Source organism: Mycobacterium sp. SMC-4 (assembly GCF_025263265.1).
Taxonomy (GTDB): domain Bacteria; phylum Actinomycetota; class Actinomycetes; order Mycobacteriales; family Mycobacteriaceae; genus Mycobacterium.
In genome coordinates, this window is the sequence record NZ_CP079869.1 from 4,685,599 (window position 1) to 4,701,624 (window position 16,026).

Sequence of the window (16,026 nt, forward strand, 5' to 3'; positions counted from 1 at the left end):
GGGTGGTCAGGACACCAAAACCGCGTCCAGCGCCGAGTAGAAGATTCCCAGGCCGTCGTCGGAAGGGCCGGTCAGCGCTTCGGTGGCGTGCTCGGGATGCGGCATCAGGCCCACGACGCGTCCGTTGGCCGAGCTGATGCCGGCGATGTCGCGCATCGAGCCGTTGAGGTTCTCCCGGTAACGGAACACCACGCGGCCTTCGCCCTCGAGTTCGTCGAGCACCCGCGCCTCGGCGACGTAGCGGCCCTCACCGGATTTCAGCGGCACCAGCAGGTCGGCGCCCTGCTCATAGCGCGTCGTCCACGCCGTCGTCGTCGCGGTCACCTGCAGCCAGGTGTCTCGGCAGATGAAGTGCAGGCCGGCGTTGCGGGTCAGCGCGCCGGGCAGCAGCCCGGCCTCGCAGAGCACCTGGAACCCGTTGCAGATCCCGAGCACGGGCATGCCGCGCTCGGCGCCGGCAATGACCTCGCCCATCACCTGCGCGAACTTGGCGATCGCGCCGGCACGCAGGTAGTCGCCGTAGGAGAAGCCGCCGGGAACGATCACCGCGTCGACGCCTTTGAGGTCGACGTCGGCGTGCCACAGGCTGACCGCCTCGCCGCCGGCCAGCCGGACCGCGCGGGCGGCGTCGATGTCGTCCAGCGTCCCCGGAAATGTGATGACACCCACTCGCGGGCTCATCCGTCGCCCCCTTCGCGGGTGATGGTCCAGTCCTCGATCACGGTGTTCGCCAGCAGCGACTCGGCGATCTCCGCCAGCTGGTCGTCGCCGAGGTCACCGTCGACTTCGAGTTCAAAACGCTTGCCCTGCCGGACATCTGAGATGCCTTCGAAACCCAGCCGCTTGAGCGCACCGACGATTGCCTGCCCCTGCGGATCGAGAATCTCGGCTTTGGGCATGACGTGTACCACCACTGTTGCCACGGCGACACTCTACCTGCGCGACAATGCGAAGATGCAGCTCACTCACTTCGGCCATTCCTGCCTGCTGGCGAGCTTCGCCGCCGAATCCGGTGCCGACACCACGATGCTGTTCGATCCCGGCACCTTCAGCCACGGCTTCGAGGGCATCACCGGGTTGACCGCCATCCTGATCACCCATCAGCATCCCGATCATGCCGATCCGCAGCGGCTGCCCGCGCTGCTGGAGGCCAATCCACAGGCCGCGTTGTACGCCGACCCACAAACCGCGGCGCAGCTCGGTGGCGCGTGGCAGGCGGTCCATGTCGGCGACGAACTGTCCATCGGTCATCTGAAGGTGCGCGGGGCGGGCGGTCGGCACGCCGTGATCCACCCTGAACTGCCGGTGATCGACAACATCTCCTACCTCGTCGGTGACGAGGATCATCCGGCCAAGTTGATGCATCCCGGGGATGCGCTGTTCGTGCCCGGTGAGCCGGTCGACGTGCTGGCCACTCCGGCGGCGGCGCCGTGGATGAAGGTGTCCGAGGCCGTGGACTATCTGCGGGCGGTGGGCCCGGCCCATGCGGTGCCGATCCACCAGGGCATCATCGCCGAGGCCGCGAGGCCGATCTTCTACGGCCGGCTCACCGAGATGACCGACACCGACTTCCGGGTGCTGGAGCCCGAGGCTGCGACCGGTTTCTGAGCCCTCGTCGAACCGGTCAGCCCACGTCGCGGGCCGCTGCTCGACCTGCGGCCCGTCCGGAGAACACGCAGCCACCCAGGAACGTGCCCTCCAGCGAGCGGTAGCCGTGCAGCCCTCCCCCGCCGAACCCGGCGGCCTCCCCGGCGGCGTACAGACCGGGCAATGCCGAACCATCGGCCCGTAACGCACGGGAGTCGAGGTCGGTCTCCAATCCACCCAACGACTTTCGGGTCAGGATGTGCAACTTGACCGCGATCAACGGGCCGGCTTTGGGATCGGTCAGCCGGTGCGGGGCGACCACCCGGCTGATCCGATCGGGCAGATAGTGGCGGGCGGCGCGGACAGCGGTGATCTGACTGTCCTTGGTGAACCTGTTGACCACCTCGCGATCACGGGCAGTCACCTCGGCCTCGACGACGTCATAGGCCACCGGCTCGGTGCCGGGGACGGCGTTCATCGCGCTCACCAGGTCGGCCAGGTTGTCGGCGGTGACGAAGTCCACGCCCTTGTCGACGAAGGCGTGCACGGGCGCGGGGCCGTTGCGGGCACGATCGAGCACCCCGCGCAGACTTCGGCCGGTCAGGTCGGGGTTCTGCTCCTGCCCGGACAGGCCGAACTCCTTGGCGATGATGCGGGCGTTGAGGACGAACCAGGTGTAGTCGTGCCCGGTCTGGGCGATGTACTCCAGTGTGCCCAGGGTGTCGAAGCCCGGATACAGCGGCGCAGGCAGCCGTTTGCCGGTGGCGTCGAGCCACAGCGACGACGGCCCGGGCAGGATGCGGATACCGTGGTGCGGCCAGATGGGGTCGTAGTTGGTGATGCCTTCGGTGTAGTGCCACATCCGGTCGCTGTTGATGACGTGGGCGCCGGCAGCCTCGGCGATGCCCATCATCCGGCCGTCGACGTGCGCGGGGACGCCGCTGAGCAGCTGTTCGGGAACTCGTCCCATCCGCGCCGGCCAGTTTTTCCGGACCAGATCGTGGTTGCCGCCGATGCCGCCGCTGGCAACGATCACCGACTGCGCCCGAAGCTCGAAGTCACCGACCACCTCCCGCGAGGACGCGACGCCGCGCGCCACAGTGCTGGGCTGCAGCACGGCGCCGCGTACCCCGACGACGCCGCCGTTCTCGATGACCAGCTCGTCGACGCGATGCCGGTGGGCGAACCGGACGCCTGCGCGGCCGTTCAGTCTGCGCGCGAAGATGTCGACCAGCGCCGGGCCGGTCCCCCAGGTGATGTGGAAGCGCGGCACCGAGTTGCCGTGCCCCCGGGCGTCGTAGCCGCCGCGCTCGGCCCAACCCACCAGGGCGAACGTCTGCAAGCCGCGGTCACGCAACCAGCGCCGCTTCTCCCCCGCCGCGAAATCCACATAGGCGTGGGCCCACTGGCGGGGCCAATGATCTTCGGTGCGATCGAAACCGGCGGTGCCCAGCCAGTCCTGCAAGGCCAGCTCGTGACTGTCACGGATGCCGAGCCGGCGCTGTTCGGGGCTGTCGACGAAGAACAGGCCACCGAACGACCAGTAGGCCTGACCGCCGATATTGGCGGCATTCTCCTGGTCGACGATCAGGACGCTGCGGCCCCGGTCGGCTAGCTCGCACGCCGCAACCAGCCCCGCCAAACCAGCACCGACCACGATGACATCAGCATCCGCCATTCCGACAATCTAGCGATTGTCGCTGCCTACGCGGCGTCAGTCAGCGCAGGTCGGGGCTGCCACTGGTAGACGGTCGGCACACAGTAGTGCATCAGCGCCAGGTCGACCGCGTCGATCATGGCCAGGCGGGGACCCGGGCGCCGCAGGTGCCGCGCAGCCACCGCAACCCGCACGACACCGTGGCGCCGCGCGGTGCGCTCGGCGGAGAGCACCACCGTTCGACACCACCATGGCTCTGCCAGAAATCCCTCGCCGATGCCGAGCACCCGGGCCCGGACGGCCTCACCGCGGACCAGGTCGACGATCTCGTGCAGACCGGCCGCCAACCGGAAACCATTGCGGCGCAGCGCGGTAAAGGTACCTTCGGAGGTCGTCCACTTCGGTGCGGCGAACAGCCTGGTACGCAGTCCGAGGTGGTCGAGGATGCGGTCGGCGGCGGTCAGCCGCAAACCGGCCTCGTGGGCAGGCGATTTCCCGGCGTCGTCGAACCCGTGCAGCACGATCGCATCGCCGTGGCTTCGACGGTTGGTCAACCACTCGACCGTGCGCGAGTCGCTGTCGAGCCGGTAGCCGTTCTTGAGGCGGGGTGCAACCAGCAGCGACGCCGGAACGCCACGGTCAGCCAGCAGGTTGCGGAACTCGGTGACGTCGTCGAGGGTGCGGTCGTTGATGCCGGAGATCGAGACGATCAGTTGTCCTGCCACACTGGCAGTGTCACAGCTGCAGATGTCGGCGAGGTGACTGACACGACGCGCGCAGGTGTACGGCGGCTAGCGCGGCAGCACGGACTCGATGGCCGAGATGACCTCGGGGGCGTCCGGTTCGGTGCGCGGACGGAACCGCTTGACCACGCTGCCGTCAGGGGCGATGAGGAATTTCTCGAAGTTCCACTGCACATCGCCGGCCTGGCCGTCGTCGTCGGGGACCTCGGCGAGCTGGGCGTAGAGCGGATGCCGCTGCGCGCCATTGACGTCGGTCTTGGCCAGCAGCGGGAACGTCACCCCGTAGGTGGTCGAACAGAAGGTCTGGATCTCCTCGGCGGTGCCGGGCTCCTGCCCCATGAACTGATTGCACGGCACTCCGATCACGGTCAGACCGCGGCCGCCGTAGTCCTTGGCGAGCTGCTCGAGGGCGCTGTACTGCGGCGTGAGTCCGCACTTGGAGGCCACGTTGACCACCAGCGCGGCACCGTCGGCCAGCTCGGCCAGCGTGGTCGCCCTGCCGTCGAGGGTGGTCAGCGGGATGTCGTTCAGCGCAGTGTCGGTCATGGCAACGCACGCTACCCGGCGCCTGGTTCGGTGAACAGCATTCGGGCCACTCGCTGCGCGGTGGCCACCGGATCAGCGTCGGTACCGATGACGCCGTTGAGATAGAGCATGGCGAACCCGTGGACCAGCGACCAGGCCGCCAGTCCGGCAGCCTGGGGATCGGTTGCGGCTCGTGGGTCGTCCAATGTCGCGACGCCGGCGGCCAGCTCGTGGCCCGCGGCAGCGCGGGCCGCCAGCAATTCGGGGTCCTCGGTGTCGACCAGGGAGCGGTCGAACATCACCGCATAGTGCCCTGGGTTCTCGGTGGCGAAGCGGGTGTATGCCAGTGCGGCGTCGATGAACTCGGGTCGCGCACCGGCCAGCGCCGAAGCCAGCATCCGCCAGCCCTGCGCGGCCAGTGCGGTGAACAGCCCGCGACGATCGGTGAAATGGTGTGCCGGGGCGGCATGCGAAACCCCTGCCGCGCGCGCCAATTCGCGTAGCGAGACACCGTCGGCACCCCGCTCGGCGACCAACGTTGCTGCGCGGGCGAGGATCACCGCCCTGAGGTCGCCGTGGTGGTAGGTGCTCCTGGCCATCGACTCAGCTTTCGCTGCGGCCGACCTTGGCGACGTCGAGCAGCCACGCGTACTGGAACGCGGTCTCCTTCCAACGCTCGTAGCGACCGCTGATTCCGCCGTGGCCGGCGTTCATCTCGGTCTTGAGCAGCACCTTGGCGCCGTCGGTGTCCGGGTTACGCTGGGCGTGACGCAGTGCGGCAACCCATTTGGCCGGCTCAACGTAGTACACCCGGGTGTCGTTGAGCGAGGTCATCGCCAGAATTGCGGGATAGTCGCTTCCGTCGACGTTCTCGTAGGGCGAGTAGGACTTCATGTAACGGTAGACCTCGGGGTCTTCCAGCGGGTTGCCCCATTCGTCCCATTCGGTGACGGTCAGCGGTAGCGACGGATCCAGGATGGTGGTCAGAGGGTCAACGAAGGGCACCGCGGCCAGCACCCCCGCGAAGAGCTCCGGGGCCATGTTGGTCACCGCTCCCACGAGCAGCCCGCCGGCGCTGCCACCGTAGGCCGCCAACGTGTCGGGCTGCGTGACACCGGCGTCGACGAGATGGCGTCCGACGGCGATGAAGTCGGTGAACGTGTTGCGCTTCTCCAACAACTTTCCGTGCTCGTACCAGGGCCGGCCGAGTTCGCCGCCGCCGCGCACGTGCGCGACGGCGAAAACCATGCCGCGGTCGAGCAGCGACAGCCGGGCAATCGAGAAGCGCGGATCCTCGCACGATTCGTAGGCGCCGTAGCCGTAGAGCAGTGTCGGGGCCGGGAACTGGAGGTCGGCGCGGTGCACGATCGAAACCGGTACCCGGGCACCATCTTCGGCCAGAGCCCAGTCGCGGCGCTCGACGTAGTCCTGCGGTCGATAGTCGCCGAGGACCGGTTGCTCGCGCAGCAGGGTGCGCTCGCCGGTGGCCAGATCCATGTCGTAGATGCGCACCGGTGTGACGAACGATGTCGCACCGATACGCAGCTTCGGCGCGCTCCAGTTCGGGTTGGCCGACAGACCGACCGACATCAGTTCAGAGTCGAAGGTGATGTCGGTCATCGTGCCGTAGCCGGCGCCGTCGATCGGCCACAGTGCGATGCGGGGCAGCGCCTCACTACGGAAGCTGACCACAAGGTGGCCGTCGAACGCATCCACCGCGTCCAAGCGAACGTCGTCGCGGTGTTCGATCAGGGTCCGCGCTGCGGTGGGGTCGTCGACCGGCGCATCGACCAGGGTGAAGTTCTCGGCACCGTCGTTGTGCAGGATGAGGAACCGGTCCTGCCCGCCCACCACAGCGTGATCCACCGAGTACTCGACGGATTCGCGCCGCTCCCAGATGGTTTGGAACTGTGCCTGCGGGTCGTCGGCAGGGCCATAGCGCAACTCCGAGGTCACCGCGCTGCCGGCGGCGATGATGATGTACTTGTTGCTGCGGGTGCGGCCGACGCCGATCCAGAACCGTTCGTCGGGTTCGTGGTAGACGCGTTCGTCGGGCTGCTCGGAGCCCAGCCGGTGCCGCCACACGGTGTCGGGACGCCACGCATCGTCGACGGTGACGTAGTAGACGGTTGCGTTGTCGGCCGCCCACGTCACGCCGGCGCCGACGCCGGCGATCTCGTCGGGATACCGCTGCCCGGTGCGCAGATCCTTGAAACGCAAGGTGTAGCGCTCGTCGCCTTTGACGTCGACCGAATAGGCCAGGATGTTGCCGTCGATGCTGACACCGGCCGCGCCGAGGGAGAAGAAGTCGTGCCCTTCTGCCTCGACATTTTCGTCGAGAAGTATTTGCTCGCCGGGGATCTCGGTGTCCTCGTCGAACTGTGGTGGTGTCCAGTCGTCGAAGTCGCGGACCGGGCAACGGCATTGCACGCCATACTGTTTACCCTGGAAGCTGCGGCCGTAGTACCACCAGTCGCCGCGACGGGTGGCCACCGAAAGGTCGGTTTCCTTGGTGCGGGCCTTGATCTCGTCGAAGATCTGCTGCCGCAGTGGGGCCAGCTCAGCGGTGACGTGCTCGGTGTAGGCGTTCTCGGCCTCGAGGTAGTCGACGACGTCCTGATTGGCCTTGTCGCGCAACCACTCGTAATGGTCGACAAAGACGTCCCCGTGGTGTTCGCGACGGTGAGCGACGCGTTTTGCGACGGGGGCTTTCATGCCGGATCTCCTATCCAGTCGTCGAATCTCTGACCTGAAATTCGTTCGTAGGCTTCGATGTAGCGGGCTCTGGTGGCATCGACGATGTCGGCCGGCAGCGCAGGCGGGGGTTGATCGCCGGCACGGTCCCACCCGGAATCCGGACCCGTCAACCAGTTGCGGACGAACTGCTTGTCGAAGCTGTTCTGCACGGCACCTTCGCAGTAGTCCTCGGCGCGCCAGTACCGCGACGAGTCGGGAGTGAACACTTCGTCGGCCAGTGTGAGTTCACCGTTGGCGCCGACGCCGAATTCGAACTTGGTGTCGGCGACGATGATGCCCTTGGTGAGCGCATGCTGGGCGCCTGCCGAGTAGATGCGCAGGGTGTGATCGCGCAGCTCTTCAGCGCGCTGACGGCCGATCAGGCCGACGACGTCGTCGAAGGTGATGTTGACGTCGTGGTCACCCAGGTCGGCCTTGGTGGCCGGGGTGAACAGCGGTTCGGCGAACCTGCTGGCTTCGACCAGACCGGCGGGCAGTTCGATGCCGCAGAGTCGGCCGGTCTGCTGATAATCGAGCAGGCCGGAACCGGTCAGGTAGCCGCGGGCCACCGCCTCCACCGGAAGCATCTCCAGCTGTTCGACCACCAACGCCCGGCCCAGCACGGTGACCGGGATGCGCTCGTCGTCGGGCGGGCCGGCCAGGTGGTTGGGTACACCGAGCAGGTCGAAGAAGAACACGCTCATCGCGGTGAGGATGCGACCCTTGTCCGGGATCTCGGATCCGAGGATGTGGTCGTAGGCCGAGATCCGGTCAGTCGCGACGAACAACAGGTGCCCGTCGTCGATGCGGTAGAGCTCTCGAACCTTGCCGCTGGCCAGATGTTGGTAGTCGGACAGATCGGGACGCATTCGGCCAGCCTATCGGGCAGTCTGTGCTGGGATCGAAGCCATGACGTCGAGGTACATTCCCTACGCCGGAACACCCGGCCGGCTTTTCGCTCAGGTGACCGCCGACATCCTCATCGCCATCTGGGTAGCGGTTTGGGTTTCGGTCGGGGTGGCCGTCCATGCGGCGGTGGCGATCATCTCCGACGTGGGTCGACAGCTGAACGACGGCGCCACCGGGGTCTCGGAGAATCTGGACTCGGCCGGGAACCGCGCCGACAGCGTGCCGCTGATCGGCGACTCGATCGCCGGTCCCCTGCGCGCGGCCAGCGAGGCTGCCCTGGACATCGCCGGCGCCGGGCACAGCCTGGACAGCACTGCGAGCTGGCTGGCCTGGGTGCTGGCGCTGGCGGTGGCCGCGCCGCCCATCATGCTGGTGGGGATGCCGTGGGTGGTGTTGCGGCTGCGGTTCGCGCGGCGCAAGTGGACTGCGGTGACGCTGGCGTCGACGCAGGCCGGCGAGCAGCTGCTGGCGCTGCGTGCGCTGGCCAACCGGCCGCTGCCGAAGCTGGCAGCGATCAGCCCCGACCCGGTGGGAGCATGGCGCGAACAGGATCAGCGGGCCATCCGGGGCCTCGCCGCTCTCGAACTCCGCTCGGCCGGTATCCGGGCGGCCAACCTACGGACCGCACCTCGGTAGGACGGTCACCGTCCGACCACGTTGTCGATCTGTTCGCGGAGGATGTCGAGGTGGCCGGCGTGGCGCGCGGTCTCTTCGATCATGTGGGTCAGCGCCCACCGCATCGACGGCGGTGTACCTCGCGACGCCGGGCGGGCACACGGCGCGGTCAGGTCGTCGCATGCCGCGATCACCGTGTTGGCGCGCTCGACGGCGTCCCGGTAGGCGGCGATCACCGAGTCCACGGTCTGGTCGGGGGCGGCGTGGAATGTGGCGGGCCAGTCCGCGTCCTCGCCGAGGAACAGGAACCGTTCCACGTGGGCGAGGTGATTCACCAGTCCGAGGCAGTTCGTCCCGGACGGCACCCCCGGTGTGCGGACGGCCGGTTCGGGCGCGCTGTCGAGCTTGTTCACCACGCATCGGCGCAGGTAGTCGAGAAAGCCGACCAGGACGTGTTTTTCGGATCCATCGGTGCGCGGCGGCGCGGTATCGGCCATCGTCGTCTCCTGGCCCGGCCTACTTCAGCAACCGTTTGAGCGACGTGCCGAACGGGTGGCGGGCCGTGACCGACCCGAACCGCACCCGTCCGGTGACGACGACGTGCAGCCGCGCCGAGACCGGGCTGGTCGCCACCTTCACCGACGTCGACGACGCCACGCCGGCGATACCGTTGAGGTCGGCTGTCGCGCCGTCGGGAAGGATCAGCTCGGTGGAGCTGAAATAGTCGTCGATGTCGATGCGCACGAGCGAGGCTTGCAAGACCGCAGCCGTGAAATCCAATGTGGTGGAGCACATCCGGGTGACCAGTTGCAGTCGGGCCGGCACCGTCCACTGCCCTTTGCGGGTGATTCCCGACATCCAGCTGTTCAGCACTTCCGGTGCAGCCGGGGCCGGTTCGCGTCGGACGTGCGGCAGGTCGGCGATCACGGTGTCGAGTTCACCGCGGGTCCGCGCGGCCAGCACGACGTCTACCCGCTCGGTGTACTCGTCGAGGCTCAGCATTCCCTGCCCGACAGCGAGCTCGAGAATTCGCGTCACCGCGGCGCGGTCGGCGTCGGACGCGCGCATGTCGTTCACCTTGTCACCTCCACCATCAGATGCCGGATACCGGTGTGACGGTTGCTGCGCGTCCACTCGACCGGCTCGGCCAACGTCACCGAAGAATATCGGCCTAGCAGCTCCTCGAAGATCACCCGAAGTTCCAGCCGGGCCAGGTTGGCCCCCAGGCAGTAGTGCACGCCTTGACCGAATCCCAGGTGCGGGTTGGGTTTCCGGGTGATGTCGAAGCGATCCGCATCGGCGAAGACCGTCTCGTCGCGATTGGCCGAGCCCTCCCAGACCAGTACTTTCTGGCCCGGCTCCAGGGCATGCCCGCCCAGGGTCACCGGTTGGGTCACCGTCCGGCGCTTGGACGGCGACGGTGATGTCCACCGCACCATCTCCTCGATCGCGGCCGGCAGCAGGGCCGGGTCCGCCCGCAGCGCCCGGTAGGCGTCGGGCCTTTCGACCAGGGCCAGCAGTCCGCCCGCGATCGCGTTGCGAGTGGTCTCCGCGCCGGCGCTGAACAGCAGATTGAAGAACAGATAGCCTTCGAGGTCGGTGAGGGCGGGGTCGTCGGAGTTCACGACCACCGAGAGCATGTCGTCGGTGGGATCGGCACGCTTGGCGGCGATCAGTTCCTGACCGTAGGTGAACATCCGCGATCCGGCCTCCTCGACGGACAGGCGGGTGATCGCGGCTTTGCGGGAACCGCCGAAGTCGAAGCTGGGCTCGATGGCCTCGAAAAGCCAATGCCGTTCCGACTCGGGCACTCCCAGCAGGATGCAGATCATCTGCATCGGCACCTCGGCAGCGATCTCGGTGACGAAATCGAAAGGTTCGGCAGGGCCCACGTCGTCGAGCAGGCGCCGGGCCCGGTCGCGCAGGTCGTCTTCGACGCGGCGGATCATCCGCGGCGTGAGCCCAGAGCTGACCAGCCGGCGTACCTCGCCGTGGCGCGGGTCGTCCATCATGTTCAGCAGCTGCCCGGCGATGGGGAGGTCTTGCAGCAATGTGCCGCCGAACGGGCGTTCACCGCCGGTCACCGAGGAATACGTGTGCGGATCACGCAGCACCGCCAGGGTTTCGGCGTGCGTGGCGACCGACCAGAACCCTTCGCCGTCCGGGGTGTTCTCGGTGGGTTCGTGCCAGTACACCGGTGCCTGCTGCCGATGCAGTGCGAACAGGTCGTGTGGGAAGCCGTCGGCGAAATTGTCCAGATCGGTGAAATCGATCGTGGCCAGCTCCAGGCTCGACGTCACAGGATCGCACCGGAGGTGTACGTCGCGGCCTCGGGGTAACGAACGAGCAGGTCGTCGACTGCGGCGACCACCCGGTCGACCTGATCACCTGCCGCGCCGGAGAACACCTGCTTGTCGGCCAGTGCGGCGTCCAGTGCCGTTCGGTCGAGCGGAAGCCGCGGGTCGTGGGCCAACCGGTCCAGCAGGTCAGGCTCGGCGCCGTGTTCGCGCATGTTCAACGCCACCGCGACAGCGTGTTCCTTGATGACCTCGTGGGCAGTCTCCCGACCGACCCCGGCCCGCACGGCCGCGATCAGGATGCGGGTGGTCGCCAGGAAGGGCAGGTAGCGGTCGAGTTCACGCTGGATCACCGCAGGGTAGGCGCCGAACTCGTCGAGGACGGTCAGGAACGTCTCGGTCTGTCCGTCGAGGGCGAAGAAGGCGTCGGGCAGGGCGACACGACGCACCACCGAACAGAACACGTCCCCCTCGTTCCACTGCGCGCCGGCCAATTCGGCGGCCATCGTCGCGTATCCGCGCAGCACCACCTGCAGGCCGTTGACGCGCTCGCAGCTGCGGGTGTTCATCTTGTGCGGCATGGCCGAGGAACCCACCTGACCGGGGGCAAAGCCCTCGGTGACCAGCTCGTGGCCGGCCATCAGCCGGATGGTGTGCGCCAACGACGACGGACCGGCGCCCAGTTGCACCAGCGCGGAGACCACGTCGTGGTCCAGTGAGCGGGGGTACACCTGACCGACACTGGTGAACATTTCGCTGAAGCCCAGAAACGCCGCGACCCGCCTCTCCAGCTCGGCCAGCCGTTCGGTGTCGCCGTCGAACAGATCGAGCATGTCTTGGGCAGTGCCCATCGGGCCTTTGATGCCGCGCAGCGGATAGCGGTCGATCAACTCGATGACCCTTGTGAGCGCCACCAGCAGTTCCTCTGCCGCCGAGGCGAATCTCTTGCCCAGGGTGGTGGCCTGCGCGGCGACGTTGTGGCTGCGGCCGGCCATCACCAGGTCGCGGTAGAGCACGGCGCGTTCGGCCAGCCGCGCGACGACGGCGATGCCGTGGTCACGAACCAGTTCCAGCGACCGCCGGATCTGCAACTGTTCGACGTTCTCGGTCAGGTCGCGGCTGGTCATGCCCTTGTGCACGTGCTCGTGACCGGCCAGCGCGTTGAACTCCTCGATGCGGGCCTTCACGTCGTGGCGCAGCACCCGCTCACGGGACGCGATGGATTCCAGGTCCACGGTCTGCAGCACCCGCTCGTAGTCGGCAAGCACGCCCTCGGGCACCGCAACACCGAGTTCGGCCTGGGCTGTCAGCACCGCCAGCCACAGCCGCCGTTCGGCGACGATCTTCGCTTCCGGCGACCAGATCGCCACCATCTCCTCGCTGGCGTACCGGTTGGCCAGCACGTTGGGAATGCTCACGAACACACAGCCTACGAGTCTGGTCGTGCACAGTAGACACCGTGCACTTCATCGGTGTGGACCTCGCATGGGGTCAGCGCAAGCCCACGGGCCTGGCAGTGGTGGACGACGGCGGACGGTTGGTGCTGGCCACGGTCGCGACCGATGACGCCAGCATCTGCGCTGCGCTGCGTCCCTACGTCGACAACGATTGCGTGGTCGGCTTCGATGCACCGCTGATCGTGCGCAACGCGACGGGCCAACGACCGGCAGAACGGGCGATCAACGCAGACTTCGCCCGCTTTCAGGCGGGGACGCACCCGTCGAACACGGGCAAGCCGGAGTTCGCTGACGGCACCAGGGCGGCACAGCTGGCCGAGGCGCTCGATCTCGACATCGATGCCCGTTCCGGCTCGTCGCGACGCGCCCTTGAGGTGTACCCGCATGCGGCGACGGTGGCGTTGTTCCGGCTCGGACGCACGTTGAAGTACAAGAGCAAGCCAGGGCGCGGACTGGCTCAGATGCGGACCGAGCTGCAGCGGCTGATGGAGCTGATCGAGAGCCTCGCCGGCGCCGATCCGGCGTTGCGATCGGGCAACTGTCAGGATTGGGCTCGGCTTCGTGAAGCCGCCGAAAGCGCTTCGCGAAAAAGCGATCTGCGACGGGTCGAGGATCCCGTGGATGCGGTGGTGTGTGCCTATGTGGCGATGTTCGCGGCTCGCCGCCCCGACGATGTGACCTACTATGGCGACGCCGAAACCGGCTACATCGTGACGCCCACGCTGCCGGCGGATCTGGTGCCGGCTCCACCGGAGCCGACGCCTGGTGCGGTCCATGAGGCGACTGCGACGTACGCGGAACGACGCCCCCAGCTTGTGCAGGCCACCGGGCGCTACCTGACGGCGGTGACCGCCCTGCTCGACGATGCGGGAATCGACTACCTGAGCGTGACCGCGCGGACGAAGTCGGTGGCTTCGTTCGCCGCCAAAGCCGACCGGCACATCGACGGCAGACGTCTGTACACCGACCCGCTGTCGGAGATCACCGATCAGATCGGATTGCGGGTGATCACCTATCTGCGCGACGACGTCGCGGCGGTGACCGACGTTTTGGCCGAGGAAATGCAGCTGCTCGATGACCGTGACATGGGTGTGGAGACCGCAGCCGAGGGCAGGTGGGGCTATGCCAGCCGCCACTTGGTCGTGGCGACCGGCGGCGAGCCGTGGCCGGCGTCGGTTCAGGTGCGCACGATCTTGCAGCACGCATGGGCCGAGTTCGAACACGATGTCCGCTACAAGGGATCTGTGCCAGAAGAGGACGCGCCTGATTTGAACCGGCGGTTCACCTTGGCCGCCGGCCTGCTCGAGCTCGCCGACCGGGAGTTCTCAGCCATCCGGGAACGGCTGCGTTCCACCGGGCCGGCCCCGCGGGCGCCGCAAGGTTCGGGGGATCTCGGGATTCCAACACCGGTGCTGGCAACCTACCTGGCGAACCGATTTCCCAACTCCGGGTGGTCGCGCACCGATCACTACGCGTGGATGGCCGGCTTACTGCTCGATCTCGGAATCGATTCGACCGACACCGTCGACGCGACACTCGGCAGTATCGACACCGAGGCCGTGAATGCCGCAATGGACTACCGGTTTCCCCCCGGTGCGGTTCGCCGCCTCGACGACGCGCTGCTGGCGGTGTTCGGAGCGCGCTACATCAGCCTGAACGGCAATGCCCATCGAGTGTTGTTGTTGGAGAATCGACTTGCTCGGCTCACCGGTGGTGCCGCCGAGCGCTAGAACGGCGGTGTCCCGATCGCGTTGGGAGGATGTTCGCGGTGGGGGTCTACGCCGGTGTTGGTTTTGCGCAGCGCGGTGATGTACCGGGCGTGGGCCTGGGCGCGGGTGTATCGGCGCCGGGGCATCATGGTCCCGCGTCGTGGGGTGGGGGTGGGCGTGGGTGGTGGGCCGTTGACCCACAGGGTGGCCGTGGGTCGGCACAGCGCGGGAAAGAGCAGGGAGCTGCCTGGTTTGGTGGTGTAGGTGTGGCCGGTCGGGCTGGTCCATTCGATGGTGCCGTCGGGGTGTTGTCGTTCCGACCAGCCGTCGGGGCCAACCCAGAACGTTTTCAGTAAATGATGAAAACGGCACAGACACTTCAGGTTTGATGCGTGGGTGGGCCCGAGCGGATAGGGCACGGTGTGGTCGATGTCGGCGTGGGTGGCGGGGACTTCGCAGTTCGGGAAGCGGCAGGTCAAGTCGCGGCAGCAGACGAATTCGGCCAGGGCCGGCGAGGGCAGATAGCGGGATTCGGCGGGGCGCTGGCCGGGATGGACGATCTCGCGGATGCGGGCGTTGGCCAGCATCGGAGCCACCAGCGCGGGGGGTAGCACCCCGCGGCCGAACAGAAACGCCGACCCGGGCGCAGACGCGGCGGGTGCGGGGGCGGGGGCGGGGGCGGGAGCCTCAGGCGCGGAAGCAAGCTCGGCGGTCTCGGTTGGTGTGGGGGTCCCCGCGTCGGGGGGGTCGGCTGTTGCGGGCTGTGTTGAGCAGGTGGCGTCGGTGATCAGGTAGACGGTGGTGTTGGGTGTGGGTGGGCGGGCCGTGGCGGCGTCGCAGTCGGGCAGGCTGCAGGTGCAGGCCAGGGTGTCCAGGCCGTAGCTGATGGCGGCCAGCGCGTCGTAGCGGCGTTGGTCGCTGGTGCGCGGATCGGCCGGGCAGACGGTGGCCGCGATGGTGGTGATGCGGTCATACAGGGCGGCGGCATCATGGGCGTGCATGCGGGCCTGCAGGCTGACCAGCCCGGCCGGGTCGGTGGGATAGCCGAAGTCCAGGCTGCGCCCCGCAGTGTCGGTGGCGGTGCGTTGAGCGGCCGGGTCGCAGGCGATCACCGTGGCATCGATGGCCTGTTCGATCTTGGTGCGCGACAGCGCGCTCCAAAATCCCACCTGGCGGGCCAGTGCATCATCGACGGCGGCCAAAGCCTGCGGGTCGGTGATCAACTCGGTGCGGGTCAAGATGGTGCGCACCAGCATGTCGCTGATCAGGCCCTGGGCGAACAGCGCGGCCACCCTGGGCAGCCGGTCGCGCAGGGCCACCGCACGCTGGGTCTGGGTCAGCGCCAGCCACTGGTTGACCCCCAGCGCGGCACCCAGTTCGGCGGCCACCGCGGCATCGGGGTCGACCCACCAGTTGCTGCGGTCCTCGGCGCAGGGCAGCTGGGTACGCCGGTCGAACAGCTCGGCCATCACCGCCAACTTGCGGGACGCGGCGATGTTCTCCGCCCGCGCACAGGCCCGCGCGGCATCGATGAGCCCAGCCGCGCTCAGCGACCCCAACTCCGCGCCACCCGGCAACCCACCTTCGCACATGTGTTCGACACTAGTGAGGTCCACCGACAATTCTCTACGTCGGTATTCAGCTCGACCGACCCGGTCGGGTGGGTTGTGTGTCGAGATCCGGCCACTCGTCGATCAATTTCTGCCAACCGAAATGAAACTGTTGACCTGGCGGTTTTTAGGGGCAGATCACCACGATCGGCCAACCTGATCAACCAAGGTGATCGACCAG

At 67.6% G+C, this 16,026-nt stretch carries 16 protein-coding genes; 3 read left to right on the plus strand and 13 right to left on the minus strand.

The window, feature by feature from the left end:
• Positions 1–6: 6 nt before the first annotated feature.
• Complete coding sequence (gene purQ, locus KXD98_RS22335; RefSeq protein WP_260760483.1) at positions 7–681, minus strand: phosphoribosylformylglycinamidine synthase subunit PurQ; 675 nt, start codon at positions 679–681, stop codon at positions 7–9.
• Positions 678–923, minus strand: coding sequence for a phosphoribosylformylglycinamidine synthase subunit PurS (purS, locus tag KXD98_RS22340; RefSeq protein ID WP_260760485.1), 246 nt, complete (start codon positions 921–923; stop codon positions 678–680). The genes purQ and purS overlap by 4 nt, the downstream gene beginning before the upstream one ends.
• A 31-nt stretch (positions 924–954) precedes the next feature.
• Between purS and KXD98_RS22345 the strand changes: the two genes are divergently transcribed.
• The gene (locus KXD98_RS22345) at positions 955–1,608 is read left to right on the plus strand and encodes an MBL fold metallo-hydrolase (protein ID WP_260760486.1); all 654 of its coding nucleotides are present in this window, start codon (positions 955–957) and stop codon (positions 1,606–1,608) included.
• A gap of 16 nt (positions 1,609–1,624) precedes the next feature.
• On the opposite strand, the gene KXD98_RS22350 is transcribed toward KXD98_RS22345, so the two are convergent.
• The 6 genes from KXD98_RS22350 to KXD98_RS22375 form a co-directional block, all read right to left on the minus strand.
• Positions 1,625–3,265, minus strand: coding sequence for an FAD-binding dehydrogenase (locus tag KXD98_RS22350; protein WP_260760488.1), 1,641 nt, complete (start codon positions 3,263–3,265; stop codon positions 1,625–1,627).
• 26 nt (positions 3,266–3,291) lie between these two features.
• Positions 3,292–3,969: a DUF2334 domain-containing protein gene (locus KXD98_RS22355; protein WP_260760489.1), complete on the minus strand. Its 678-nt coding sequence runs from the start codon at positions 3,967–3,969 to the stop codon at positions 3,292–3,294.
• 66 nt (positions 3,970–4,035) lie between these two features.
• On the minus strand, positions 4,036–4,533 hold the full coding sequence (locus KXD98_RS22360; protein ID WP_260760490.1) for a glutathione peroxidase: 498 nt from the start codon (positions 4,531–4,533) through the stop codon (positions 4,036–4,038).
• Positions 4,534–4,544: 11 nt separating this feature from the next.
• Positions 4,545–5,111 carry a TetR/AcrR family transcriptional regulator gene (locus KXD98_RS22365; RefSeq protein WP_260760491.1) on the minus strand — a complete coding sequence of 189 codons (567 nt, stop codon included), beginning with the start codon at positions 5,109–5,111 and terminating at the stop codon, positions 4,545–4,547.
• Positions 5,112–5,115: 4 nt separating this feature from the next.
• The gene (locus KXD98_RS22370; protein WP_260760492.1) at positions 5,116–7,227 is read right to left on the minus strand and encodes a S9 family peptidase; all 2,112 of its coding nucleotides are present in this window, start codon (positions 7,225–7,227) and stop codon (positions 5,116–5,118) included.
• Positions 7,224–8,117, minus strand: a complete 894-nt coding sequence (locus tag KXD98_RS22375) for a phosphoribosylaminoimidazolesuccinocarboxamide synthase (protein WP_260760493.1) — start codon at positions 8,115–8,117, stop codon at positions 7,224–7,226. The genes KXD98_RS22370 and KXD98_RS22375 overlap by 4 nt, the downstream gene beginning before the upstream one ends.
• Positions 8,118–8,157: 40 nt before the next feature.
• Here KXD98_RS22375 and KXD98_RS22380 point away from each other — a divergent pair, with 40 nt between their 5' ends.
• Positions 8,158–8,793 carry a hypothetical protein gene (locus KXD98_RS22380; RefSeq protein WP_260760494.1) on the plus strand — a complete coding sequence of 212 codons (636 nt, stop codon included), beginning with the start codon at positions 8,158–8,160 and terminating at the stop codon, positions 8,791–8,793.
• A 5-nt stretch (positions 8,794–8,798) separates the two neighbouring features.
• Here the strand turns inward: KXD98_RS22380 and KXD98_RS22385 are convergent, their stop codons facing one another.
• The 4 genes from KXD98_RS22385 to purB are packed head-to-tail and all read right to left on the minus strand — an operon-like array spanning position 8,799 to position 12,487.
• Positions 8,799–9,269 carry a DinB family protein gene (locus tag KXD98_RS22385; RefSeq protein ID WP_260760496.1) on the minus strand — a complete coding sequence of 157 codons (471 nt, stop codon included), beginning with the start codon at positions 9,267–9,269 and terminating at the stop codon, positions 8,799–8,801.
• A 19-nt stretch (positions 9,270–9,288) separates the two neighbouring features.
• Positions 9,289–9,840: a DUF1707 domain-containing protein gene (locus KXD98_RS22390; RefSeq protein WP_260760497.1), complete on the minus strand. Its 552-nt coding sequence runs from the start codon at positions 9,838–9,840 to the stop codon at positions 9,289–9,291.
• A 5-nt stretch (positions 9,841–9,845) separates the two neighbouring features.
• Positions 9,846–11,072 (minus strand): cytochrome P450, encoded by a 1,227-nt coding sequence (locus KXD98_RS22395; protein WP_260760499.1) that lies wholly within the window; start codon positions 11,070–11,072, stop codon positions 9,846–9,848.
• The gene (gene purB, locus KXD98_RS22400; protein WP_260760501.1) at positions 11,069–12,487 is read right to left on the minus strand and encodes an adenylosuccinate lyase; all 1,419 of its coding nucleotides are present in this window, start codon (positions 12,485–12,487) and stop codon (positions 11,069–11,071) included. The genes KXD98_RS22395 and purB overlap by 4 nt, the downstream gene beginning before the upstream one ends.
• Positions 12,488–12,528: 41 nt before the next feature.
• Here purB and relZ point away from each other — a divergent pair, with 41 nt between their 5' ends.
• On the plus strand, positions 12,529–14,256 hold the full coding sequence (gene relZ / locus KXD98_RS22405) for a bifunctional ribonuclease/(p)ppGpp synthase (RefSeq protein WP_260760502.1): 1,728 nt from the start codon (positions 12,529–12,531) through the stop codon (positions 14,254–14,256).
• Here relZ and KXD98_RS22410 read toward each other — a convergent pair.
• On the minus strand, positions 14,253–15,851 hold the full coding sequence (locus tag KXD98_RS22410; protein WP_260760503.1) for an HNH endonuclease signature motif containing protein: 1,599 nt from the start codon (positions 15,849–15,851) through the stop codon (positions 14,253–14,255). The genes relZ and KXD98_RS22410 overlap by 4 nt on opposite strands.
• Positions 15,852–16,026 lie beyond the last annotated feature (175 nt).

Coding starts and splice junctions, on each gene's coding strand:
- purQ (WP_260760483.1), bottom strand. CDS start 681: ATGAGCCCGCGAGTGGGTGTCATCACATTTCCGGGGACGCTGGACGAC.
- KXD98_RS22345 (WP_260760486.1), top strand. CDS start 955: ATGCAGCTCACTCACTTCGGCCATTCCTGCCTGCTGGCGAGCTTCGCC.
- KXD98_RS22350 (WP_260760488.1), bottom strand. CDS start 3,265: ATGGCGGATGCTGATGTCATCGTGGTCGGTGCTGGTTTGGCGGGGCTG.
- KXD98_RS22360 (WP_260760490.1), bottom strand. CDS start 4,533: ATGACCGACACTGCGCTGAACGACATCCCGCTGACCACCCTCGACGGC.
- KXD98_RS22365 (WP_260760491.1), bottom strand. CDS start 5,111: ATGGCCAGGAGCACCTACCACCACGGCGACCTCAGGGCGGTGATCCTC.
- KXD98_RS22370 (WP_260760492.1), bottom strand. CDS start 7,227: ATGAAAGCCCCCGTCGCAAAACGCGTCGCTCACCGTCGCGAACACCAC.
- KXD98_RS22375 (WP_260760493.1), bottom strand. CDS start 8,117: ATGCGTCCCGATCTGTCCGACTACCAACATCTGGCCAGCGGCAAGGTT.
- KXD98_RS22380 (WP_260760494.1), top strand. CDS start 8,158: ATGACGTCGAGGTACATTCCCTACGCCGGAACACCCGGCCGGCTTTTC.
- KXD98_RS22385 (WP_260760496.1), bottom strand. CDS start 9,269: ATGGCCGATACCGCGCCGCCGCGCACCGATGGATCCGAAAAACACGTC.
- KXD98_RS22390 (WP_260760497.1), bottom strand. CDS start 9,840: ATGCGCGCGTCCGACGCCGACCGCGCCGCGGTGACGCGAATTCTCGAG.